Annotated in this window: 18 protein-coding genes; 5 read left to right on the forward strand and 13 right to left on the reverse strand. The window is 43.1% G+C overall.

Features of this window, described 5'->3' with window-relative positions:
• Positions 1 to 49: 49 nt before the first annotated feature.
• The 6 genes from BWX39_RS02355 to mraZ are packed head-to-tail and all read right to left on the reverse strand — an operon-like array spanning position 50 to position 7,136.
• On the reverse strand, positions 50 to 1,321 hold the full coding sequence (locus BWX39_RS02355; protein WP_028905648.1) for a phospho-N-acetylmuramoyl-pentapeptide-transferase: 1,272 nt from the start codon (positions 1,319 to 1,321) through the stop codon (positions 50 to 52).
• A 51-nt stretch (positions 1,322 to 1,372) separates the two neighbouring features.
• Entirely contained in the window at positions 1,373 to 2,833 is a 1,461-nt protein-coding gene (locus BWX39_RS02360; protein ID WP_028905647.1) for a UDP-N-acetylmuramoyl-L-alanyl-D-glutamate--2,6-diaminopimelate ligase, read from the reverse strand.
• 52 nt (positions 2,834 to 2,885) lie between these two features.
• Positions 2,886 to 5,039, reverse strand: coding sequence for a penicillin-binding protein (locus tag BWX39_RS02365; protein WP_028905646.1), 2,154 nt, complete (start codon positions 5,037 to 5,039; stop codon positions 2,886 to 2,888).
• A gap of 5 nt (positions 5,040 to 5,044) precedes the next feature.
• On the reverse strand, positions 5,045 to 5,713 hold the full coding sequence (locus BWX39_RS02370) for an FtsL-like putative cell division protein (protein ID WP_028905645.1): 669 nt from the start codon (positions 5,711 to 5,713) through the stop codon (positions 5,045 to 5,047).
• Entirely contained in the window at positions 5,714 to 6,649 is a 936-nt protein-coding gene (rsmH, locus tag BWX39_RS02375; protein WP_028905644.1) for a 16S rRNA (cytosine(1402)-N(4))-methyltransferase RsmH, read from the reverse strand.
• A gap of 7 nt (positions 6,650 to 6,656) precedes the next feature.
• Complete coding sequence (gene mraZ / locus BWX39_RS02380; protein WP_028905643.1) at positions 6,657 to 7,136, reverse strand: division/cell wall cluster transcriptional repressor MraZ; 480 nt, start codon at positions 7,134 to 7,136, stop codon at positions 6,657 to 6,659.
• A 355-nt stretch (positions 7,137 to 7,491) separates the two neighbouring features.
• On the opposite strand from mraZ, the gene BWX39_RS02385 reads away from it, so the two are divergent.
• Positions 7,492 to 8,307 (forward strand): glycerol acyltransferase, encoded by an 816-nt coding sequence (locus BWX39_RS02385; protein WP_036860594.1) that lies wholly within the window; start codon positions 7,492 to 7,494, stop codon positions 8,305 to 8,307.
• A gap of 59 nt (positions 8,308 to 8,366) precedes the next feature.
• Positions 8,367 to 9,359: a GNAT family N-acetyltransferase gene (locus BWX39_RS02390; RefSeq protein ID WP_028905641.1), complete on the forward strand. Its 993-nt coding sequence runs from the start codon at positions 8,367 to 8,369 to the stop codon at positions 9,357 to 9,359.
• A gap of 240 nt (positions 9,360 to 9,599) precedes the next feature.
• Here the strand turns inward: BWX39_RS02390 and BWX39_RS02395 are convergent, their stop codons facing one another.
• Complete coding sequence (locus BWX39_RS02395) at positions 9,600 to 11,789, reverse strand: glutamine synthetase III family protein (protein ID WP_028905640.1); 2,190 nt, start codon at positions 11,787 to 11,789, stop codon at positions 9,600 to 9,602.
• Between the two features lie 276 nt (positions 11,790 to 12,065).
• On the opposite strand from BWX39_RS02395, the gene BWX39_RS12345 reads away from it, so the two are divergent.
• Positions 12,066 to 12,293, forward strand: coding sequence for a hypothetical protein (locus BWX39_RS12345; RefSeq protein WP_076123193.1), 228 nt, complete (start codon positions 12,066 to 12,068; stop codon positions 12,291 to 12,293).
• Positions 12,294 to 12,441: 148 nt separating this feature from the next.
• Positions 12,442 to 15,258 (forward strand): M16 family metallopeptidase, encoded by a 2,817-nt coding sequence (locus BWX39_RS02405; RefSeq protein WP_028905639.1) that lies wholly within the window; start codon positions 12,442 to 12,444, stop codon positions 15,256 to 15,258.
• Between the two features lie 707 nt (positions 15,259 to 15,965).
• Here BWX39_RS02405 and pckA read toward each other — a convergent pair.
• Complete coding sequence (pckA, locus tag BWX39_RS02410) at positions 15,966 to 17,579, reverse strand: phosphoenolpyruvate carboxykinase (ATP) (RefSeq protein WP_028905638.1); 1,614 nt, start codon at positions 17,577 to 17,579, stop codon at positions 15,966 to 15,968.
• A 282-nt stretch (positions 17,580 to 17,861) separates the two neighbouring features.
• On the opposite strand from pckA, the gene upp reads away from it, so the two are divergent.
• Complete coding sequence (gene upp, locus BWX39_RS02415) at positions 17,862 to 18,521, forward strand: uracil phosphoribosyltransferase (protein WP_014708961.1); 660 nt, start codon at positions 17,862 to 17,864, stop codon at positions 18,519 to 18,521.
• Positions 18,522 to 19,296: 775 nt separating this feature from the next.
• Here the strand turns inward: upp and BWX39_RS02425 are convergent.
• The 5 genes from BWX39_RS02425 to BWX39_RS02445 form a co-directional block, all read right to left on the reverse strand.
• Positions 19,297 to 20,154, reverse strand: coding sequence for an OmpA/MotB family protein (locus tag BWX39_RS02425; RefSeq protein ID WP_028905637.1), 858 nt, complete (start codon positions 20,152 to 20,154; stop codon positions 19,297 to 19,299).
• Positions 20,155 to 20,340: 186 nt separating this feature from the next.
• A complete protein-coding gene (locus tag BWX39_RS02430; RefSeq protein WP_028905636.1) occupies positions 20,341 to 20,745 on the reverse strand; it encodes a hypothetical protein in 405 nt (134 codons plus the stop codon).
• A gap of 100 nt (positions 20,746 to 20,845) precedes the next feature.
• Positions 20,846 to 21,310 (reverse strand): hypothetical protein, encoded by a 465-nt coding sequence (locus BWX39_RS02435; RefSeq protein ID WP_028905635.1) that lies wholly within the window; start codon positions 21,308 to 21,310, stop codon positions 20,846 to 20,848.
• A 37-nt stretch (positions 21,311 to 21,347) separates the two neighbouring features.
• Positions 21,348 to 22,130, reverse strand: a complete 783-nt coding sequence (locus tag BWX39_RS02440) for a glycosyltransferase family 2 protein (RefSeq protein ID WP_028905634.1) — start codon at positions 22,128 to 22,130, stop codon at positions 21,348 to 21,350.
• Complete coding sequence (locus tag BWX39_RS02445) at positions 22,131 to 23,399, reverse strand: glycosyltransferase family 4 protein (RefSeq protein ID WP_028905633.1); 1,269 nt, start codon at positions 23,397 to 23,399, stop codon at positions 22,131 to 22,133.
• Between the last annotated feature and the right edge of the window lie 639 nt (positions 23,400 to 24,038).

Here is a 24,038-nt window from a genome sequence, read left to right on the forward strand (position 1 = left end):
CAAGGCTGTTGTCCTTGCGGTTGTTTTGTTCTGGTGTATCTTTCTCGTTTTATCTAATCTTCAAAGTAATGATGGTCAGTGCCACCAAGATAATGGTTACAATCCAGAAACGAAGGGTAATCTTGCTTTCGTGCACTGGTGTGTGGGGCGTTTTGATGAGATATTTGCAGTCTGGTTCCAATCGGCAGTCTTCTGTTCGGAAACTATCGTGGATAGGCGCACGCTTGAAAATACGTTGCTTTATGCCTCTACGCTTGCCCAACTTGTAGTAGTAGACTTGCAAAATAACACTTAAACTTTCCACGAAGAAGATGCCACACAAGATAGGCAGCAGCAATTCTTTATGGATAATGATAGCACCTACGGCGATGATACCGCCAATGGTGAGGCTGCCCGTGTCGCCCATAAACACTTGTGCAGGGTAGGCGTTGTACCAAAGGAAACCTATCAGCGCACCGATGAAAGCCATGAAGAACACCACCAACTCTTCCGAGCCCGGAATATACATTATGTTCAAGTAGGCGGCATATTCAATATGGCTGCTTACATAAGCCAAGATGCCTAACGCCACACCTATGATGGCGGAGTTTCCTGCACACATTCCGTCCATTCCATCGTTTAAGTTCGCACCGTTTGAAACGGCTGTTACCACGATAATGGTCATAATAACGAACAATATCCAGCCTGCTGCCGTCTTGTATTTGCCACAGAACGACATAATTTCAGAGTAGTCGAGGTTGTGGTTTTTTATGAATGGAATGGTGGTCTTGAGGGTCTTCTCGGCTTCTTCGCCGTGTTTCACAATTATTTCCTGCCCATTATTGCTACGCATTTCCAAGTTGATGTTCGACTTGACATCGGGCGACGCCCATAGAACCAAGCCCACAATAAGACCGATAGTGAACTGTCCGACTATCTTGTACTTGCCTTTCAATCCGTCTTTGTTGTGCTTGAAAATCTTAATAAAATCGTCCATTCCACCGAGAAATCCGAGCCAAATGGTGGTAATGACCATTAAGATGAGATAGATGTTGCGCAAACGACCCAACAGCAATACAGGAATGAGCAATGCAACAATGATGATGATGCCGCCCATCGACGGTACACCTATCTTTTTAACACCGAACGGGTCGATGCTCGCATCGCGTTGCACCTCTGTAATTTGCTTTCTCTTGAGATATTTTATAAACTTTTCGCCGAACCAAGCTGAAATTACCAATGCAAGAATCATTGCCATAATGGCTCGGAAACTGATGTAGCCCCATACGTGGGAGCCACTGATGCCGAATTGGTCGAGCCAACGGAAGATGTAGTATAACATAATGTCTTTATTTAAAGTTAGGCTTTTTATTCGTTACTGCTTACGGTTTCTTTACTTTAAACCAAAAATTTCACGTACCACTTCGTGGTCGTCGAAGTGGTGTTTTACGCCATTTATTTCTTGATAAGTTTCGTGTCCCTTGCCTGCAATCAGGATAACATCGCCCTTTTGTGCCATCATACAAGCTGTGCGGATAGCTTCTTTGCGGTCGGTTATGGATAGCACCTTCTTCTTCTGAGTGGTGTCGAGTCCTGCCAACATATCGTCGATAATGGCTTGTGGGTCTTCGTTACGGGGGTTATCGCTGGTTAGGATAACCTTGTCGCTGCGCTTTACGGCTTCGAGAGCCATTAATGGACGCTTGCCTTTGTCGCGGTTGCCACCTGCACCACATACCGTAAACACGTTTCCGCCCTTTCCATCGAGCACTTCGTGTATAGCCATCAGCACGTTTTCGAGTGCGTCTGGTGTGTGTGCATAGTCTACAATGGCTGTGTATCCTTCGGGTGAAGCGATGGGTTCCAAGCGTCCGTTTACATTCTTCAGTGTGCTGAGTGCCACTAAAATGTCTTCAGCCTTCTTGCCCAGCATAATAGCTGTACCGTAAACAGCCAGCAAATTGCTTACATTGAATTTGCCAATGAACTGTACACCTACTTCCTTGCCGTCTACTTCAAGGTACATTCCTTCGAAATGGCACTCTAAAATGCGCGCACGGAAGTCTGCCATACGTTTGGTAGAGTAGGTTTTTATCTTTGCCTTGCAGTTTTGAACCATTACCATACCGTTTTTATCGTCGGCATTGATAATAGCAAAAGCGTCCTTGCTTAAATCGTCGAAGAACATTTTTTTTGCATCGCGGTAGTTCTCAAACGTCTTGTGATAGTCCAAGTGGTCGCGTGTGAGGTTGGTGAACAAGCCTCCTGCAAATTTCAATCCGCCAATGCGACGCTGGTGAATGGCGTGGCTCGAACATTCCATAAAGGCATATTCACAGCCTTCGGCTACCATTCTTGCGAGCAGTGCGTTCAGCTCTATTGGGTCGGGAGTGGTATGGCTGGCTGGCACTTCCTTATCGTCGATGTAGTTGCAGACGGTAGAAAGCAAGCCAACTTTGTGTCCGAATTTGCGGAACATATTATATAATAAGGTGGCAACGGTTGTCTTGCCATTCGTTCCTGTTACGCCAACAAGCTTTAACTGGTGCGATGGGTCGCCATAGAAGGTTGTTGCGACTTTGCCGACAGCATCTTCGGTAGACTTGACTTGTATGTAAGTAACGTCTTTCTCTGTAGTTTCAGCTGACATATCTTCCAACAAAACCGCCGAAGCACCTAATTCTATCGCCTTTTTTATGAACTTATGGCCATCGGTCTGCGTACCTTTCATAGCAACAAACAAATGTCCTTGTTCTATTTTACGGCTATCGATATTGATGCCTTTGATGTCTTTGTCCGTATTGCCAACTATATTTAGCGGCTTGATGTTTTTAAGCAAATCGTTTAATTTCATATCTTGCTTCTCTCTTTTATTCGTTCTTGTTGGAGTTATCTTGCTGTGAGGTTTAGGCAAAGCGAAGTTTGCAAACCATTCCTCGCTTAATCTTGTCGCCTGGTGCAAGCGATTGTTCTACCACTCTGCCACGTCCAGACATAACAACCTTTATGCCACAGCTCTCTAATAGATAAATGGCATCGCGTGCTCCCATATTGTGTACATCGGGTACAAGTTGCTTGTTGATATTCTTTTTCTCTGAAAACGTTATGGTATTGTTGCTTGTTTCTACTGCTCCCCAAATGTGATTGCCAAATGGATTTGCGCCATTCCAACCATTCTTAACGTTGAAACCGAGAGCAGAGAGTACATAGTCGGTTGCTAAAAGGTTGCCACTCTTTGCCATTGGAATAGGCGAAGCGGTTGAATCTTTAGCATCGACAACGCTGAGCTTTAGGTTTTGTGCCATAATACCTTCTGCAATGTTGTGGAAAACAACACCACTCATACCGCCACCCGATGCTGGCAACCCAGACTTTTGTATGCAGACAATGCAGCTATACCGCGGTGCATCGGCTGGGAAAAAGCCTGCAAAGCTTAATAAATAGTCGGTAACGCCTGATTTATAGCCCGCAGCACCTTTCGACATCTGCGCTGTGCCTGTCTTTCCAGCTACTGAAAACTTGTCGGAACCAGCTTTTTTACCCAATCCTTCCGATACAACCTCGCTGAGAATACGTTGCATTTGTATTATGGTAGATTCCTTTGCAATTTGTTCGCGTTGTACGATGGGAGGGTATTCGGCTAATATTGTTCCGTCTTTCACAACCTTCTTGACAAAGCGTGGACGCATCATTTTACCACCATTTGCTATCGCATTGTAGAATGTCAGTGTTGAAATGGGAGGCACTTGCGTTTCGTAGCCAATACTCATCCACGCCAAAGCCGTATTGCTCCAGTTGGTATATTGACCTCGCTTGGTCTTTTTAGGCATTCGAATCTTTGCTGGAGAATATCCTGTGATAGGAATTTGAAGATCGTCGGCTAAGCCTAAATCGTAAATTCCTTGCACGAACTTCTCTGGATTTCTATGATAGAAGTTGTCTATAATTCGACTGATGCCAATATTAGAACTGTATTTAAGACACCAAGGTAATGTCAGATTGCCGTAACCGCCGCGCCGCCAGTTGTGGTCCTTCATATCACGGCCGTACATATTCCACACACCGCCACCTGTTGCCACGGTGTACATCGTGTCTACAACGTTGTCGTCGAGTGCGACCATCATAGAAGCGGTTTTGAAAACTGAGCCTGGTTCAAGCAAGTCGCTTACTGCGTGGTTCTTTATTTCTCGGTATTGACCGTCTTCACACTTATCAAGATTCACGATAGCCTTAATGTCTCCTGTTGCAACTTCCATAACAATGGCTACGCCAACGTTGCCATTTATCTCCTGCAATTCCTCAAGCAAGGCTCTTTCGGCTAAGTCTTGTATGCTGACATCGATGGTTGTAACGATGTCAGAACCATCAACAGGAGGGATTTCGGTGATACTGAGGTATTTGTTTCTGATTTTTCGGCGGTTCTCAATGCCGTTTGTGCCTCGCAAGATGCTATCGAACGACATTTCCAACCCGCATCGAGCCACATCTTTTGCACCATAAAGATCGCCCACGGTACGTTGTGCAAGCGAACCGAAAGGACGGCGACGTGCATTGAATTCTTCTTCGTGGAAGCCACTTTGGAACTTTGCGTATTTAAAAACAGGGAGTTTCTTCACCTCTTTATATGTATTGTAGTCGATACGGAACTTCCAAATAGGGAAGTGGCGTCGTTCTTCTTTCAAGCCACTTAATAGGTATTGTTTAAATTCTCCTGCTGTTTTTTCGGGGAAAAGTTCGTTCAGTCCCTTGCAAATATAATCTATGCTATCGACAAAAGCAGTATCTTTTCCTGATTCCTTGAGTGTCTTGAAGTCCATAAAAACTTTGAACTCAGGCAACGAACTTGCCATAAGTTCTCCGTTGGAGCTAAGAATATTGCCACGTGTAGGTAAGATAGGAACATTATCCTTCTTCTGTTTTGCTGCCACTTCCAACCAATAATCCTTCTGCACAATCATTATATAGGCTGATTTGGCAACAACAGCAATAGCTATGAGGCTCATAATAAATGCTATGAGCGAATAGCGCGGCATAATATTTTTATTATTGAACTTACTCATAATCTTTATTTTGAAGGAACGTTAATGATGAATGGAGGTCGCGAGGAAATCTTCAGTATGCTGTCTTTGTTGGTTTTCAGAATTTCCAGCACGTGACTTTCTCGTGAGCGTTCTGTAAGTTGGCTGCTGCTTGACAAGGCTCTGTACTTCGCATCGGACAGTTCTGTTTCGAGTTTGTCAATCTCTATCAAGTCTTTCTGAACGCTGTAACGGTTTGATATATATATAATAACGAAAACCACGATGAGCACAATGAGTCCAATGTTGTTTCTTAAGAAATGTGCCGAGAATATGTCGCCACCGAGTATTTTCTTCAGTGTGAAGTTGCTCGATAATGGCTGTTCGTCTTCTCTTGCTTGCTCCTCAATTGCATTTTTCAGTGCTTTTTCTTCTTCTATTATCTTTGCAGCCTTTGTCTCTTCGGTTTTCTGCTTGTCGTTTTTTTCTTCTTTCTCGCCTTCTTTTTGGAGTTTAGAACTTTCCATGTTCTTTGTAAGTTGAGGCTTTTCTACCTCTAACTCAACCTCAGTTCCGTCCATAGCCACAGAATCAGTAGACTGCTCAGACAATGTTGTTGCCTCTGCAGTTTCCTCTTTTTTTCGTTCTCTTACAGTGAAAATGGGCTTTGCTACCACTTCCTGTACTTCTTCGTTTTCTGTTAGCTTATCGTCCATTTATTTCTTTTCGGCTATTCTAAGTTTTGCACTGCGACTTCTTGGGTTGCTTTCTTGTTCGTTCTCGTCAGGCACTATCACCTTGTTGTTTATCAATTTGAATGGTGAATTGATGCGCCCGAAGAAGTCTTGCTCCACCTTACCTTCAATATTGCCCGATTTCATCATATTTTTCACGATGCGGTCTTCCAATGAATGGTAAGTAATAATGGAGAGCCTGCCTCCTGGTTTCAGCACTTCTGAAGCACTGTTGAGCATCTCTTTCAGTGCAGCCATCTCTTGGTTCACCTCTATGCGGAGTGCTTGAAACAGCTTTGCCATTTCCTTTTTCTCCCGTTCTCGTTTGAAAAGCGGTTCCACAACAGCCTGAAAGTCCTTCGTTGTAAGTATGGGTGTTGTACTTCTGCTATTCACAATGGCGGCAGCAATCTTGCGCGAGTTCTTCAGTTCTCCATAAAGATAGAACATATTTGCAAGCTTTTCCTCGTCGTATTCTCGCAAAATATCGGCAGCAGTTTTGCCTGCCCGTTTGTTCATACGCATATCGAGTGGAGCATCGAAGCGGAATGAAAATCCTCTTTGCTCGTCGTCGAAGTGATGACTGCTTACTCCCAAGTCGCCCAACAGTCCGTCTATCTGCTCTACGCCATAATAACGCAACCAGTTTGACAAATATCTGAAGTTGGAACGTACAAACGTAAAGTTCTCAGGCTTCTCTCCATTGCCGCCGATTTCGCATATATTCTGTTCTGCATCGGCATCTTGGTCGAAGCTGTATAGGTGTCCTTTCTTGCTAAGACGTGAGAGAATCTCCCTGCTATGTCCACCACCACCAAAGGTAACGTCTACATAAATTCCGTCAGGGTGAATGTTCAAACCATCAACACTCTCGCGAAGCAATACCGGAACATGATATGTTTCAGCGGTCTTAACCATATTTTCTTTATCGGGTTGTATCTGTGGCGAGTGCTTTTGTTTCTCCTGAATTTCCCATAATAGTCTCCAATGTTTCACTAAAGTCGTCTGGGTCAAGGAATGCGTTCTCGTTCTCGTTGTTCCAAATCTCAATGCAATCGTCCATACCAATGAATTTTATTTGCTGATCGATGTTTGCCATTCTCAAGTATCGTTTCGGTATTAAGAAGCGTCCGTTACCATCAAGTACGATGGTTTCAACGTCTGAGACGAATTGGCGATAAACCATCTGGTCGCGTTTGTTCCAACGATTGAGGTAGCTGCGAAGATTATCGAGCATCTTGTTCCACACCGATTGGGGGTAGATTACCAAGCAAGGCTGGAAAACATCTTTCTTCATAATCAGCGACTCTTCGCCAGATGTGCTTAATATCTTGCGGAATGTTGCTGGCAAAAAGGCTCTTCCTTTCACGTCAGTCTTGGCTTCTATGCTACCTAAAAATCGCATGTGTACTTCTTATATAATTGAAATTTCGGTTCAAAGTTAAGTAAAATTCCCCACATTTCACCTCTTTCCTCCACAAAGTTTGCGTTATTCTTGTATTTTTAATATATTTAACGCAAAGTAAAGGTGTAGAAGAAGTGCGTAAAAGACTTATTGTAAGTATTTTTCATTACGTCTTAAATGAAGCTTGTGTGTACTTTCAAGTAGTTTTACGTGCAACTTTGGCGTTGGTTTTGGTGTGCAAATCAATGGCTATTGAGTATTTTTTTTATAAAAAAGTCGAATATCTCAAAAGGTTTAGCTATATTTGCACTCTATTTGAGAACTTGGAAAAATTAGAAAGCATATAGCAAGTAACATGGAGAGGACCATCGATATCCAAAAGATACTGTACAGTAAAATGGGCTCGAAGGCAAGGTTTGTTCCTCGTTTCGTGATTAATTGGTTTAGAAACATTATTCACGAAGACGAGGTTAATCAGTTCCTGTGGGAAAATCGAGACAAGACAGGAACGGAATGGCTTACCGAATGTGTGCATTACCTGCGTATGACGCTTGAGATAGAGGGCTTGGAAAACTTGCCCGACAAGAACGACGGCAAACTCTATACATTTGTTTCTAATCACCCACTTGGCGGACAAGACGGTGTTGCATTAGGTTCTATCATTGGCAAACATTACGATGGAAAGTTTCGTTACCTTTTGAACGACTTGCTGTTGAACCTGCCTGGTTTGGAGCCTGTGAGTATCGGAATAAACAAAACCGGCAAGCAGAGCCGCGATTTCCCTCGCATGGTGGAGGCTGGATTTAGCAGCGACAACCATATTGTGATGTTTCCAGCAGGATTGAACAGCAGAAAGCAGAATGGTGTGATTCGTGATTTGCCTTGGAAGAAGACTTTCATAACGAAGAGTGTAGAGTATCAACGCGATGTTGTGCCAATCCATTTCAGTGGACGCAATTCGGAATGGTTTTATAAAATTGCCCATTTCAGCGATAAATACGTGAAGAAAGTAAATCTTGCAATGTTCTTTTTGGTCGATGAAATGTATAGGAATGTTGGCAAAACATTTCGTGTCAGTTTCGGAAAACCTATTCCGTGGCAGACTTTCGATGACAGCAAAACACCGATGGAATGGGCACAATTTGTCCAAGATAAGGTATATGAACTTTAGGAAAGTTTTACTTGTTATGAAGTAATGCGAAATAAAGAGATGCGATAAAAAGCAATAATATGAAGGAAGAAGAGATTATCCAACCAGTCGGTAAGGAACTTTTGAAAAGCGAACTTACTCCAGGCAGATTGCTGAGAGGTACGAATAAGAGTCATAACGACATCTATGTATTCTCGGCAAGCGAAGCTCCGCATCTTATGGACGAAGTTGGACGATTGCGCGAAGAGGCTTTCCGCAGTGCCGGTGGCGGTACGGGAAAGGCAAAGGATATTGACGAATTTGACCTGATGCCCAATGGTTGCAAGCAACTTATCGTATGGAATCCTGACAACGAAGAGATTATAGGTGGTTATCGTTATGTGTTTGGAAAAGAGTGGAAGTTTGGCAGCGATGGCCAACCTATACTTCCTACCAGCCACATGTTCCATTTTTCCGACAAGTTCTTGAAAGAATACGCTCCCTATACGGTTGAATTGGGTCGCTCTTTCGTTTCTTTGGGGTACCAGAACGTTCGTGAAAATTCTAAAAGTATCTTTGCACTCGATAATCTTTGGGACGGTTTAGGCGCGCTCACGGTACTGAATCCTCATTGCAAATACTTCTTCGGTAAAATGACGATGTATCCGTCGTATATCCGTCGTGGTCGCGATATGATTCTTTACTTCCTCAAGAAGTTCTTCGACGACAAGGAAAACCTCATTATACCGATAAAACCGCTCAAAATCGACACTCCTTTCTCCGAATTTGAGTCGTTATTCAATGCTGCTTCCTTTAAAGAAAACTATCGTATTTTAAATAGGGAAATACGCAAGTTAGGGTTCAATATCCCTCCTTTGGTGAATGCTTATATGAACCTTTCGCCAACTATGAAACTTTTTGGAACGGGGATTAACAATGGCTTTGGCGATGTAGAGGAAACAGGAATCCTTATCGCTGTGGACGAAATATTTGAAGAGAAGCGCGTTCGCCATATTGAAAGCTTTGTAAAAGACCACCCAGAAGCACTCAAGATAACAAGCGGTGCGAACAAAGTGATTTACGAGGAGCGGTAAAATTTAGAAAAGTAATAGATTATAATAAAACAGTAAACCAGTATTTATTGTCCATTTCATCGAGGAAAAGGCAATGAATACTGGTTTTTTATTTTGTGTTTCCAAGCTCAAAGCGCAGTTGCCGCTTTTCATTGGAATTACCTTCACAACATCAAAGACAACTTCCTGCATCTGCCTTCAGCAGTAACAAGAGAACGATTCCCTTACCGAACTGCTGCCAAGTTGCAGTTTATGCCCGTTTTAACGAATGAATAGGAGTTCACGATATTTCGGCAACGTCCACATTTCGTCGCTCACAATCAGTTCGAGCTTGTCTATTTCGTGGCGTATCTCTTCCATCTTCGTGGTAATGTTGTCGTGGTAGGCAATGGCTTTTTCGCGTTGGTTTTCTATTCTGTTGGCAATTTTCCTTGCCTCGACAAGTTCGTCTACGCCTGTTTCTATGGCTTGCATACGCTCCGCTATTTCCTTTAGAATCTTTACATTGCGTGCCGTAAGTCGCTCGCCTTCTTCTCTGCCGAAGATGTTTATCATCGAACTGACGTTCTTTGCCAACCTACTTTGGTAATGGGTTACAACAGGAATGATGTGGTTCATAGCCAAATCGCCGATTACACGTGCTTCTATCTGAATCTTTTTCGTGTAAGTTTCCCACTTCACCTCGTTGCGAGCTTCAAGTTCGTTGCGCCTCATTACGTTCATGGATTCGAACATTTGCACGGAATCATCGCGCAAATAGGTGTCGAAACATACAGGACAACTTGCCTCGCAGTCCAATCCTCTCTGCGCTGCTTCAGCTTTCCACTCGTCGCTGTAACCATTTCCGTCGAAGTGGATAGGCTTACAGGTTTTAATATCGTTGCGAACAACTTCTATAATCGCACTCGTCTGGTCTTCGCCTTGTTCAATCAGTGCATCAACACGTTGCTTGAAACTTGTCAGAGCTTCTGCCACAGCCGTATTCAGTACGATGAGCGAAGAGGCGCAGTTGGCTTCCGACCCAACTGCGCGCAGTTCAAAGCGATTGCCAGTAAAGGCAAATGGCGACGTGCGGTTGCGGTCGGTGTTGTCGATGAACAGCTCAGGAATTTCCGGAATGTCGAGTTGCACGCCTTGTTTCCCCTTCACGGTGAACAAGTCTTTCTTGTCGGCTTTTTCTATATGTTCAAACAAGTCGGTCAGTTGTTTGCCAAGGAACGACGAAATAATGGCAGGTGGTGCCTCGTTTGCCCCCAAGCGGTGGTCGTTGGTTGCACTCATAACCGATGCTTTCAGCAGTCCGTTGTGTTTGTAAACACCCATTAATGTTTCTACAACAAAGACTACGAAGCGCAAATTGTCGTTTGTGTTCTTACCACTTTTGTGCAGCAGCACACCTGTATCGGTAGCCAAGCTCCAGTTGTTGTGCTTTCCTGAACCGTTGATGCCTGCGAAAGGTTTTTCGTGTAGCAGCACACGGAAGCTGTGTCGGTGTGCAACCTTCTTCATCAGTGCCATCAGCAGCATGTTGTGGTCTACTGCTAAGTTGCATTCCTCGAAGATTGGAGCAAGCTCGAATTGTCCCGGAGCAACCTCGTTGTGGCGGGTTTTTACAGGTATGCCCAACTCTAAGGCACGGATTTCCAAGTCTTTCATAAAGGCTTGCACACGTTCGGGGATAGTGCCGAAGTAGTGGTCGTCCATTTGTTGGTTCTTTGCAGAGTCGTGCCCCATCAGCGTTCTGCCCGTAAGCATCAGGTCGGGACGTGCAAAATATAAGTCCTCGTCTACAAGGAAGTACTCCTGTTCCCAGCCCAAATTGGTGTGTACTTTCTTTACATCGGGGTAGAAATATTGGCAAACATCTTTTGCCGCACTGTTTACGGCAAGCAACGAACGCAGCAGCGGTGCCTTGTAGTCGAGTGCTTCGCCCGTGTAAGAAATGAAGATAGTAGGAATACAAAGTGTGTCGTCTATGATGAAGACCGGACTTGTGGGGTCCCACGCCGAGTAGCCGCGTGCCTCGAAGGTGTTGCGAATGCCACCCGATGGAAACGAACTTGCGTCTGGCTCTTGTTGTACGAGCAGTTTTCCAGAGAAGTCCTCGAGCATTCCCCCTTTCCCGTTCGACTCTATGAAGGAATCGTGCTTTTCCGCTGTGCCTTCTGTCAGGGGCTGAAACCAGTGCGTATAGTGTGTAACGCCATTCTCTTTTGCCCACTTTTTCATACCGTTTGCCACACCATCGGCAATCGAACGGTCGAGGCGTTTGCCGTTTTCCATTACGTTCATCATCTTGTTGAAGATGTCCACAGGAAGGTATTTGTACATTTTGTCGCGGTTGAAAACGTACTTACCAAATAGTTCGGAAGGGCGTTCGTTCAGCAATTCTAACTCTACGGGGCGTTTTCTAAAAGCCTCTTTTACAACTTCAAATCTTAAGTTACCCATACTTCTTTTTACTTTTTTCAGCTTTTGTGTAATGCAAAAATAAATATTTGTTTGCAATTTGCAAAATAATTGTAGCATTTTGATATGTGTATTGTTTGAAAAATTAATATATATCATTTATTTTGCCTTTCTTGCAGTTTTTAGTTTGTGGAGGAATATCGTTTCATTTTTCCAATAGGCAAGCCTCTTTGCACCTACACCATTGCTTCTGTATACATTATTATATAAAGCGAAATCAGACAATAACAGTGTAAATATTTTTCACAAGGATATCTTTTGTCTAACTTCCTTGTTATCAATGTGTTGCAAAACCTATTGTTTTGCGTTCCAAAAGCGGCTGTTTTGCACGGTAAAAGCGTAGGTTTTGCGTTGCAAAACAGCCGCTTTCGCAATGCCAAATCGAAATTACCGTTTTTCAATGAAATTATCTTTACAAAACAAAAGCCATTTCAGTATATTTCTTGTAGACTACAAAAGAGGAATTATTCGCCAATAAACGGCTGAAAAACACGAAGAAAGTACTAAATTAAGAGAGCCTTTTTTATATTTAACAGAGTACAAACAGAATTATAAGAAAAAAGATGAATAATTACCGAAAAATAATTACCTTTGTACGATTAGTGAACAATAATTTTTAATCTAACTTATAAAAATGAAACTGAAACATTTCCTTTTTGTTGCCTTGTTCTTTATTGCAGGAATAGCAAACGCACAACAGTTTGGCTCAATTCCAGTAAACAAGAATGTAAGGCAGGGTAAGCTCAGCAATGGTCTGACTTATTACATCTTGCGCAACAACTGGCCTGAGAATGTAGCCAACTTCTACATTGCGCAGCGTGTTGGTTCTATTCAAGAAGAAGAACCACAACGTGGTTTGGCTCACTTCCTTGAACACATGGCGTTCAATGGTTCTGAGCACTTCCCAGACTCTACCTTGTTGGAGTTCACACGCTCGCTCGGTGTGCAGTTTGGTAGCGATTTGAACGCTTACACCTCTATCGAAGAAACTGTTTACCGCATCAGCAACGTACCGACAAAGCGTCAGACAGCACTCGATTCTTGCTTATTGGTTTTGAAAGACTGGTCTAACGGTCTTACACTCGACGATAAGGAAATAGACAAGGAGCGTGGTGTTATCCACCAAGAATGGCAATTGAGCCAGAACGCAATGATGCGTATCTACGACCGTTCGCTGCCAAAGCTCTATCCTAACAACAAGTACGGACTTCGTTTGCCTATCGGTTTGATGAGCGTGGTAGACAATTTCAAGTACCAAGCCCTCCGCGATTACTATCACAAATGGTATCGTCCAGACAACCAATGTATCATTGTTGTGGGCGATGTAGACGTAGACCGCACCGAAGCACAGATTAAGAAGCTATGGGCAAATGCTACCGTGCCAGCCAATGCTGCACAAGTAACAAAGCTTCCAGTGGAAGACAACGAGCAGGCTATCTATGTTTTCGATAAGGATAAGGAAATGCAGAACTCTACTATCGGCATTTTCATGAAGCACGATGTGTTCCCTGACGAAATGAAAACAAGTCAGGCATATTACATCGACAGCTATATGAAGACAATGATAGCTACGATGTTGAACCAGCGTTTCAGCGAAATGAAGCAGAAAGCAGACTGCCCATTCACCAGTGCAGGTGGTTACGACGGCAGATTTATGCTCTCAAGCACCAAAGATGCGTTCACATTGAACGGTAGTGCCAAGGAAGGCAAGGACATAGAAACACTCAAAGCTCTCTATCGTGAGGCACAACGAGTACGCCTGTATGGTTTCACACCTACCGAATTTGAACGTACAAAGCAAGAATTCCTTTCACAAATCGAGTCTGAATACACCAATCGTGATAAGACAACCAGCAGCCAATATGGCGACGAATTGCGCGACCACTTCTTGAAGAACGAGCCTATCCCAAGCAAGGAAGACGAGTACAAGATTATGAAGCAGCTCATCGAAATGCCTGCACTCAACTATCAGGTTGTAAACGAGTATGCTAAGGAGCTTATTTCCGACAAGGACAAGAACCTTGTTGTCTACATCTTCGCACAAGACAAGGCTGGAAAGGTAGACCCAACCGAAGAGAAGATGGCACAAGCTATCAAGGAAGTACGTGCAGAAAAGATAGAACCATACGTTGATAACGTAAAGAGCGAACCTCTGTTGGACGAAACAAAACTGCCAAAGGCTGGAAAAATCGTTAAGGAAACAGAGAACAAGAAGCTCGGTTACAAAGAGCTGACATTGAGCAACGGTGCTCGTGTTATCCTCAAGAAGACTGATTTCCAAGCTAACGATGTACGTTTCTACGCTGCAGCAAAAGGCGGTAGCGGCTTATACGGCAAGGCTGACTTCGATAATCTTAAGCTGTTCAACTCTGTTATGAACAACAGCGGACTTGGAAACTTCTCTAAACAAGAACTCACCAAGGCTCTCTACGGAAAGCAAGCAAGCGCAAGTTTGTCGCTCGGCACATACTATCAGTATGTAAGCGGCCAGTCTATACCGAAGGATATTGAAACGATGATGCAGTTGGTTTACCTCAAATTAACAAAGGTAACTAAGGACCAACAAGCATTCGACGCAATGATGAAGCAGTACGAAGAGGCTTTGAAGCACAAAGATTTGTCTCCAGAGAGTGTCTTCGGGGACTCAGTGTCAGTTACTCTCTACAACCACGAACTTCGTTATGCTCCTCTTTCGGTAAACAGACTCAAAGGCGTGAATTACGACCGCGTACTCCAGATATGGAAAGAGCGTTACGCTAACCCTGGACAGTTCACCTATTACTTTGTAGGAAACTATGACGAGGCTGCTCTCCGTCCACTTATTGAGAAGTATATCGGTTGCTTGCCAAAGGGTAAGGTAGAGAACTGGAAAGAAGTTCCAGGCTTCGTTAAAGGTAAAGTGTTGAACCATTTCACCTTCAAATCAGAGACTCCAAAGGCTATGAGCGTAGAAGTTTGGCACCAACCAACAAAATACACTGTTGAGAATGCTGTACTCGTAGACGCTGCAGCGCAAGTATTGTCAATGGTTTACTTGAAGGACATTCGTGAAGACCAAGGTGCTGCTTACTCAGTAGGTGCAAGCGGTGGCTTGAATCAGACTGCCGACAAGACCTTTGCCATTATTCAGGCACAGTGCCCAATGGACCCAAACAAGGCTGAAATCGCTGTTAAGCTCCTCAACGAAGGCATTAAGAACAACAGCGTAAAGGTCGATATGGATAAGCTTCAGAAAGTTAAGGACTTCATGCTCAAGCAAGCTGACATTAGTGCGAAGAGCAATCGCCACTGGATAAATGTTCTCAGCGAGTATATCACATTAGGTGTAGATATTCAAAGCGACTACAAGGCTGCTGTTGAAGCCCTGACTCCAGAGAAGATTGCAGCATTCCTGAAAGGCTTGCTCGCTTCTGGCAACCACGTAGAAGTGGTGATGACACCTGCAAAATAAAACTTGTTGCGCAAGTCTTGCAATCGTAAGACTTGTGCAATATACAGATTCAATCATACGAAAGCCCACGATTGCAATTGCAATCTTGGGCTTTTTCTGTTCCAAAGAGAATGTGTCAAGGCTCAAAGACTTGCCCTTTCTCTTTCCCTTTACAGTCTTTTCGCTTATACTTTTGCACCTGCTGTCAAGGGTGTATTTTAGTTTAACTTTGTAAAGATAATTCTGTTAAAAAGTGGCAATTGCGTTTTGGCATTGCGAAAGCGGCTCTTTTGCGATGCAAAACCTACGCTTTTACCTTGCAAAACAGCCGCTTTTGGAACGCAAAACAATAGGTTTTGTAATGCGTTGATGTATAATGAGTTACGTAATAGTTATACTTTTGAAAAATATTTACATCTTTGTTGCTTTCTTTTCGTTCATAAAGTAGCGTGGGTTAGATGTAAGAATTTGAGGACAAAGAAACTTCACTGCTTTTTGATTATAAGCATATTAAAGTATAATCTATTCTTTCTATAAGTATCTTATAAATAATATATTGGTGTAATTCTTATATTGAACTCACGTGAAAGGAACTGTGGTGCCTATGAAGAAAGATGTATAACACTCTCGATATGCCCTTTTTGCATACAAAAAATCTCACCCCTGCTATGTGCAGAGGTGAGATTAAGGGTTTCGATAAAGTGTTTCAGTTACACCTTATATATGTATTAGAGCTGTGGACCAGCTGCTACAAGCTTCTTACCAGCATCGTTTCCTTCGTACTTCTTGAAGTTCTTGATGAAGCGGTCTGCGAGGTCTTTAGCCTTTTCTTCCCACTGTGATGCGTCAGCGTATGTGTCGCGTGGGTCGAGAATGTTGGTATCAACACCTTCCAACTTTGTAGGAACAGTGAAGTTGAAGTAAGGAATCTGCTTTGTTGGAGCAGCGTCGATAGAGTGGTTCAAGATTGCGTCGATGATACCGCGTGTATCCTTGATAGAGATACGCTTGCCTGTACCGTTCCAACCTGTGTTCACCAAGTAAGCCTTAGCACCGCTCTTTTCCATCTTCTTAACCAATTCTTCAGCATACTTTGTTGGGTGAAGTTCCAAGAAAGCCTGACCGAAGCAAGCTGAGAATGTAGGAGTTGGCTCTGTGATACCACGTTCTGTACCTGCCAACTTAGCTGTAAATCCAGAGAGGAAGTAGTACTTTGTCTGCTCAGAATCGAGAATTGACACTGGAGGAAGTACACCGAAAGCGTCTGCACTCAAGAAGATTACCTGCTTTGCAGCTGGACCTTGAGAAAGTGGACGTTGAATATTCTTGATGTGGTAGATAGGATAAGAAACACGAGTGTTCTCGGTTACGCTCTTATCAGCGAAGTCAATCTCACCGTTTTTGTCTACTGTAACGTTCTCGAGCAATGCGTCGCGGCGGATAGCACCGTAGATATCTGGCTCAGCTTCTGGGTCGAGGTTGATTACTTTCGCATAGCAACCACCTTCAAAGTTGAACACACCGTTGTCGTCCCAACCGTGTTCGTCGTCTCCGATGAGCTTACGCTTAGGGTCGGTAGACAATGTTGTCTTACCAGTACCAGAGAGACCGAAGAAGATTGCAGTGTTTTCTCCGTTCAAATCGGTGTTTGCAGAGCAGTGCATAGACGCAATACCCTTCAATGGCAAGAAGTAGTTCATCATAGAGAACATACCCTTCTTCATTTCACCACCGTACCATGTGTTGATGATAACTTGCTCCTTAGAAGTTACATTGAACACAACAGCTGTTTCAGAGTTCAAGCCGAGTTCCTTCCAGTTCTCAACTTTAGCCTTTGATGCGTTGTAAACGATGAAGTCTGGCTCTTGTTCAAAGTCCTCTTCGCTTTGTGGGCGAATGAACATATTTGTAACGAAGTGTGCCTGCCATGCTACTTCCATGATGAAGCGCACCTTCATGCGTGTATCTTTGTGAGTACCGCAGAAACCATCAACAACAAACAAACGCTTGTTAGAAAGTTCATTCTTTGCGATTTCCTTTACTGCATTCCAAGTTTCCTTAGTAGCTCTGTGGTTGTCGTTCTTGTATTCGTCAGATGTCCACCATACTGTATCGTGTGAGTTTTCATCATCAACGATGAACTTATCTTTAGGAGAACGACCAGTGTAGATACCTGTCATTACGTTAACAGCACCAAGTTCTGTTTCCTGGCCTACTTCGAAACCTTCAAGACTCTCTTTTGTTTCTTCATTGAACAATACTTCGTATGAAGGATTGTACAGCACTTCTTTTGCGCCTGTAATGCCATAATTGGCGAGTACGCTCTTATCAAATTTTGCCATTTGTAAATATTATATAAATGTTGAAATTAATTCCGTATCTTGTAACAACTTTACCTTAAAATAACACCGCAAAGGTAATAATTTTATGATGTAATGCAAAATGATAGGTATAAAAAATGCAGCAATAAAACATTTGCAAGGTTAAAGAATATAAAAAATATTATTGTTGGCAGATATTTGCTATTCAGACGTTGCAAATAATAAACTATTTTCTTAATTTTGCCACAATTTTGGGCGCATAAAAACTATCACCCCAATTTAACCATACTATAAAAAGAAAAAATGGAAATCATTAACTTCTCGGAACAGAACTCCATTGTAAACCAGTACATGGCAGAAATCCGCGACAAGGACTACCAGACAAACCGTCTCCTTTTCCGTAACAACGTAATGCGAATAGGAGAGTTCGAAGCATTCGAAATCTCTAAAACACTTCAGTACGAAATGAAGGAAATCCAGACTCCGCTGGGCATTTCTAAGGTAAACGTACCTACCGACAAGATTGTACTTGCTACTATCTTTCGTGCAGGACTTCCTTTCCACAACGGATTTCTCAACATTTTCGACCATGCAGGCAATGCTTTCGTAAGCGCATACAGGGAATACAAGGACAAGGAACACCACGAAGTAGGCATTCACGTAGAATATTTGGCAACACCGAATATTGACGGCAAAACCCTCATTATTGCCGACCCAATGTTGGCAACAGGTGGTTCGATGGAGCTTGGCTACAAGGCAATACTCTCTAAAGGTACACCTCGCCACGTCCATATAGCTTGTGTGATAGCTTCTCCAGAAGGTATCGACCACATTAAAAAGACTTTCCCCGACGACAAGACCACCATTTGGTGCGGTGCAATCGACGAAGGCTTGAACGAACACAAGTACATTGTTCCAGGCTTTGGCGATGCTGGTGACCTTTGCTACGGCGAAAAACTCTAAGTACAATTTACAAACCACGCAACAGCAATGGCTGATATTAGCCATTGCAAAGCAGGTTTTTTCTATAAGATAAAGCGGAGTGGCGACACAAGGTACCACTCCTTTCCGCTTTATTTTTTCTTTTTTTCCCCCAATTCGTATTATTCTCGGTACTTCCAATAGACGCATAGACAGCGTTTATAACGTTTCGTTTAGAAATCGGCGCAGTGCTCTTGTTCTCTGAAATACCGGGATAGGCAATGTTTTTGAAGGGAAATAATTGCCCCTTTCTTGCCTATAACAATTACTGAAAAACAGCTTTGGTTTTGTAAAGATAATTCTCTTAAAAAGTGATAACTGCGCTTTGGCATTGCGAAAGCGGCTCTTTTGCAACGCAAAACCTACGCTTTTACCGTGCAAAACCGCCGCTTTTGGAATGCAAAACAATAGGTTTTGTAACACGCTTATGTATAGATAGTTACGCAATAGTTACGCTTGTGAAAAATATTTACATTCTTGTTGCCTTTTACAGAGGTATCTGTACTGTCGGAATGGCAATAAAAAAGGTCTTCAAATACAGATAACTGTATATTTGAAGACCTTATGTTTAGATGTTCGCATCAATCTAATTCAGTAGGAAGTAGGCAGCTCTGCCAATTAATTTCCCTACATAGTACAATATGAAGATACATAATGTAAGAATCGTTAGATATGCGACCCATCGTTTATATCCTGTTAGTGAACGGTAGTTCATAGGAGTTTGATAATTCTTTTTCGTTGTTAAAACACTTTATTTTTATTTCTCTGCTGACTCTGGAGCCTTACCGATAAGGTCCATAAACTGGTCGAGCTTAGGAGTAATGATAATTTGTGTGCGGCGGTTACGCTGCTTTCCAAGCTCTGTGTCGTTGGTTGCGAGTGGGTTAAACTCGCCACGACCACCTGCAGTCAGACGTTTTGGGTCTACACCGAAGCGGGTTTGCAAGTATTGTGCCACCGATGAAGCACGCAAACAAGAGAGGTCCCAGTTGTTGCGAATATTCTTCATCTTTTCGCTCTGTGCATTTACAGGCACGTTGTCGGTGTTACCTTCAATCAGCACATCGTAGTCTCTGTAGTCGGTAATAATCTTTGCAATCTTGCTAAGGGTTTGTTCTGCACGGTCGTTTACTTCGTAAGAACCGCTCTTGTAGAGCATATTGTCTGCCAACGAGATGTAAACAACGCCCTTCAACACCTGAACATCAACTTCCTTGAGTTCCTCCTTGCTGAGGCTGCGTGTAAGGTTGTTCGTAAGAACAAGGTTGAGCGAGTCGCTCTTGGTCTTCACTTCCACGAGGTGGCGAATGTACTGGTTGCTCTCGTTGATTTGGTCTACCAACTTAGAAATATTGATATTGTTTGAATTGGCATTGTTCAAACTCTGGTCGAGGCTACCCTGCAAAGCTGCTGCATTTGCTTTTGCCTGTGCCAATTGGTCTTCCAAACTCTTTATACGAGCATTGTTTGCTGCAATTGTTTCTTTAGCATTTTGGTATTCGCTCGATAGGCGTTGGTTTTCTGATTGGCAATTCTGCAAATCTTTCTTGCTGGCACAACCTGTCATCAACAGTGCACCTGCACACAAGGTTAATACTAAAAGGTTCTTTTTCATATTGCTAATAGTTTATTAATTTATACTCAATTATGTTTGCTTTGCTTGAATACATCAAGCGCAGACGTATTGCGCCTGCTTACCGTGCAAAGATATTCATTTGGTTGCAGATAGCTATAAAAGTAAAAAAGGTTTAGCTTATTTTAAGCGAGTTTAAGTATTTACAAGCTAAAAACGCTATACATTCTACTCAATAGGCTCTATCTTGGGGGCTTTCATATCAGAAGGTTGCGTGCCGTTGCTTCCCGTTTCCTCTTTTATAGGGGGCGGTGGTAACGCTGGCACTTCGATTGGTTCGGGTTCAGGTATGTTGTTAATGTTACTGTTGCCATCTTCCGAATCAACGTAGTCCACCTTCTTGTTTTCCTTTACTTCTACTTCCTTCGCCTCTTCTTTCGTCAATACAGGGATTTTCGATGTGGTATCAATACCTATCACCGCACCCGACATATCCACCTCGTACTTGCGTGGCGGTGCCATATCGCGGGTTGCCATTAGGACTGACAGCAACAGCGAACCAAAGAAAAGCACCCCTGCACAGATGGCAACGGGCTTGGTGTATGTAGGTTTCTTGTTTCCTTGTGAGTTCATAAGCACATTTTAGAATGACGAACGTATGCAAAAGCAAAGTTGTTTCTATTGCGCAAAAGTACTGAAAATATCCAATACCACCAAAAGAATGTACAAAATGCTACTGTTTCTTCTTGCTTATCTGGCGGTCAGAAAGCGCATCGCTCGCCTTGTTGAGGGTTTTATCGACATTGTTGCCGAACTTCTTGCCTGCCTCGCTCAGCTTTTTCAGGAACTTTTTGCCGTTCTTTTCGGCTTTGCCCGCAACTCTTCCAATGGCTTCCGATTCGCGTTCCATAAAGTCTTCCATACCGTCTCCAATGTTGCTGAGCCCTTCTTTTATCTTTTCTTCAGATGTTTTCTTCTTGTACGTTGTAGTATCTGTTGTGTAAACATCGTAGTTTTCCGTTGCATAAGTTTCTGTTTGCTGCTTTTTATCAGTAGTCTGCTTGTTCTGTTTTGCTTTTGAAACTTGCTTCTTTTCAGGCACAGGATAGTTTAGAACTGCATTTGTCTGTGCGCTCATGCTTGTGCTAATTCCTATAAAAAGGAAAGTCAGCAGGGTATAAACAATCTTTGTTTTCATTTTACTGAGGATTTAATTTGTTAATATTTATATGATTTTACTGTTTTATGAGCTTTCTTACTACAAACCAAATGTGCTTTGCAAGGGTAGGGAATACGCCATAGTGCTTGCACATTACCTGAAAACGCTCGCGAAGCGATGTACGGTGGTGCAGCGTAGTTTGCCCTTCTTCCATATAGTTGGCTATTACGGCGTGCACGTTTCTAAGCAACAGTCCCTTCCGTTCGCCCTCACGCATTATCTTTATGCACCAATCCACGTCGGCAGAATAACGGTAGTGCGTGTCGAAAGGTGTTTTCCGTGCAATATCCAAGCGAGCATAAAAGGCTTGATGGCATACCAACATACCGTCGCGAAACGAACGCCAAGTAAGCTTTTCGGGCGGTTGCAGCCTGCGATGATACAGGAAATTGCCCTTTTCGTCTATGATATCAGTATTGCCATATACCACTGCAGGGCGTTCTTCGCCGTCGCCTACTTCGGCTGCCAATGCTACTTTCTCGAGTGTATCAGCCGTCGGAAAGCGGTCGCCAGCATTCAGAAACACCACATAATCGCCCTTTGCGCGCACCAAACCTTTATTCATAGCGTCGTAAAGTCCTTTGTCGGGCTCGCTGTATATACGAACGATATGTTCGTTTTCTGCACTGTCCGACATTTCTTTATAGGCTTCAGCTATCGTTACAGTATTGTCTGTCGAGGCACCGTCCACGATAATGTGTTCCACCGTGGGGAAATCCTGCATCAGCACACTGTCTAACGTAGGCTGCAACACATCGGCTGCGTTATAGGTAATGGTGATTACTGAGAATGTTATCATTTATTTGTTCTTTGAATAAGCAACTGCTCTCTTGTAAATATCTATATATTGCGTAGCTACACGCGTTTGCGAATAGCACAGTTTCACCTTTTCTACAGCATTGGCAGACAGCTTTCCGTAGTCGGCAACGTTCAACACCCAGTTGATTCCGTATGCCAAATCAGCCGAGTCTTTCATTCTCACGACATAGCCATTGCGCTCGTGGTCTATCATTTCGGGAATACCGCCCACCTCAAAGCCCACACACGGCACGCCACAAGCCATTGCTTCCATAATGGTGTTGGGCAGATTGTCTGACAGCGATGGCAATACAAACACGTCAATGGCATTGTAAACGTCCACTATCTGCTGCGTATCGCTCACATATCCTAATGGAAACATCGGCAAGTCGAAGTTCTCTCGCAGGTCTTCAGCGTGTCCGCCGAGCACTACAACTGCCGTGTTTGCTAACGTTTCGGGGTGCTGTTCCACCATTTTTCGGCACGCATCAACCAAGTAACCCATACCTTTATTCTGGTTTGTAACCCGTTGAGATGCAAAAAGTATCAAGCGTTTATCGGTTGGCAAACCCAGTTTTCTGCGGGCTTCAGTCTTGTCTGCCTTGCAGAAAATGTTTGTATCTATCGGGTTCGGAATACATTCTATCGGGTTCTGACCTATCAATGCGCTCCGCTTTGCTTCGCCTTGCAGCCACTTGCTGCACGTTATATATATAATATGTGAACGCCCTTCTATCGCTTCCTTGCGCTTCCACGTCCTCTGTGCAAGGCTTTTTCTTATGCCTGAGGGCAGCAGACGGCAGTCTTTGCATTGGGTTTCAAACTGCCGACAGTCTAACGTAATGTGGCAAACAGCCGTAGCGGGCCATATATCGTGCATTGTCCACACGAGCGGTTTGCCTGTTTTCAGTATCTTTTCAATACCTTTGAGCGACAGCATACCTTGGTTTATCCATGCCAAATGAACAACGTCGGCATCTTTAAATGCCTGCAACTGCGTTATGTCGGTACCTGCATTGGCAATGTCGATAGCAAACAGATTGCGCTTGGAGAAGCGTAAGTGCCAGAATATGCACCATCGTTCCCACAGCTTATTCCATTGTGTGCGCCACCCATTCTTTATTGTAAACACAGTCGTGTCGTCGCTTAACTTGTCGCGAACAAGCATATTTGCTTCAATTCCGTTGTTGTTCAGCGCATCTTTCAAACGGTTTGCAGCCACAGCGGCACCTCCCGTCCGTTCACTTGTATTTACAATCAGTACTTTCATCATACCTTAGTTTCACCTGACAAAGATACAAGTTTTCAATGAAATAATAGAAAAAAGCAGGAAATAATCCTATAAAACTGCTCTAACTGCTTTATATACTATCGTTTGACATACATCAAGAATTTGCAGTTTTGTAAAAAACGAGCCTTGAAATATTTGCAAGTATTCCAAATACTATCTACCTTTGCATCGTCAAAAGGTTAATAGATTGTTTAGGTTAGTAGTAATAGATTTAGGTTTTTAGTTATTTTTTAAAGGTAAAAGTTTAACAGATTGTGTAATAAGGAAAACAAGGAGACCGTGAGGCTTCCTCTATTCATAAGACAAAAGACAATTAAGGTTAAACAAAATAAATGCTGAAGCTCGTTGAGAGTTTCAGCATTTATTTTTATCCCCTTTGTTTTCTTGCTGTAAACGAAGTCCCGTTTGAGAGTAGTTCAGCAAGACTTATTGCCCTTTCGTTGTTCAAGAGAAATGCAGAAGAATAGTCATCGTTTTGTAAAGATTATTCTGAAGAAAAAATGATAATTTCGATTTGGCATTGCAAAAGCGTAGGTTTTGCACGCCAAAAGAGCCGCTTTTACCGTGCAAAAGCGGCTCTTTTACAATGCGAAACAATAGGTTTTGGAACGTGTTGAT

The sequence above is a fragment of the Prevotella intermedia ATCC 25611 = DSM 20706 genome, assembly GCF_001953955.1.
Classification (GTDB): Bacteria; Bacteroidota; Bacteroidia; order Bacteroidales; family Bacteroidaceae; genus Prevotella; species Prevotella intermedia.

Bases quoted from the DNA above. Each gene is read 5' to 3' on its own strand.
- BWX39_RS02355 (WP_028905648.1), bottom strand. From the start codon at position 1,321: ATGTTATACTACATCTTCCGTTGGCTCGACCAATTCGGCATCAGTGGC.
- BWX39_RS02365 (WP_028905646.1), bottom strand. From the start codon at position 5,039: ATGAGTAAGTTCAATAATAAAAATATTATGCCGCGCTATTCGCTCATA.
- BWX39_RS02370 (WP_028905645.1), bottom strand. From the start codon at position 5,713: ATGGACGATAAGCTAACAGAAAACGAAGAAGTACAGGAAGTGGTAGCA.
- BWX39_RS02445 (WP_028905633.1), bottom strand. From the start codon at position 23,399: ATGAAAGTACTGATTGTAAATACAAGTGAACGGACGGGAGGTGCCGCT.
- pckA (WP_028905638.1), bottom strand. From the start codon at position 17,579: ATGGCAAAATTTGATAAGAGCGTACTCGCCAATTATGGCATTACAGGC.
- BWX39_RS02430 (WP_028905636.1), bottom strand. From the start codon at position 20,745: ATGAACTCACAAGGAAACAAGAAACCTACATACACCAAGCCCGTTGCC.
- BWX39_RS02435 (WP_028905635.1), bottom strand. From the start codon at position 21,310: ATGAAAACAAAGATTGTTTATACCCTGCTGACTTTCCTTTTTATAGGA.
- BWX39_RS02390 (WP_028905641.1), top strand. From the start codon at position 8,367: ATGAAGGAAGAAGAGATTATCCAACCAGTCGGTAAGGAACTTTTGAAA.
- BWX39_RS02440 (WP_028905634.1), bottom strand. From the start codon at position 22,130: ATGATAACATTCTCAGTAATCACCATTACCTATAACGCAGCCGATGTG.
- BWX39_RS02425 (WP_028905637.1), bottom strand. From the start codon at position 20,154: ATGAAAAAGAACCTTTTAGTATTAACCTTGTGTGCAGGTGCACTGTTG.
- upp (WP_014708961.1), top strand. From the start codon at position 17,862: ATGGAAATCATTAACTTCTCGGAACAGAACTCCATTGTAAACCAGTAC.
- BWX39_RS02360 (WP_028905647.1), bottom strand. From the start codon at position 2,833: ATGAAATTAAACGATTTGCTTAAAAACATCAAGCCGCTAAATATAGTT.
- BWX39_RS02395 (WP_028905640.1), bottom strand. From the start codon at position 11,789: ATGGGTAACTTAAGATTTGAAGTTGTAAAAGAGGCTTTTAGAAAACGC.
- mraZ (WP_028905643.1), bottom strand. From the start codon at position 7,136: ATGCGATTTTTAGGTAGCATAGAAGCCAAGACTGACGTGAAAGGAAGA.
- rsmH (WP_028905644.1), bottom strand. From the start codon at position 6,649: ATGGTTAAGACCGCTGAAACATATCATGTTCCGGTATTGCTTCGCGAG.
- BWX39_RS02385 (WP_036860594.1), top strand. From the start codon at position 7,492: ATGGAGAGGACCATCGATATCCAAAAGATACTGTACAGTAAAATGGGC.
- BWX39_RS02405 (WP_028905639.1), top strand. From the start codon at position 12,442: ATGAAACTGAAACATTTCCTTTTTGTTGCCTTGTTCTTTATTGCAGGA.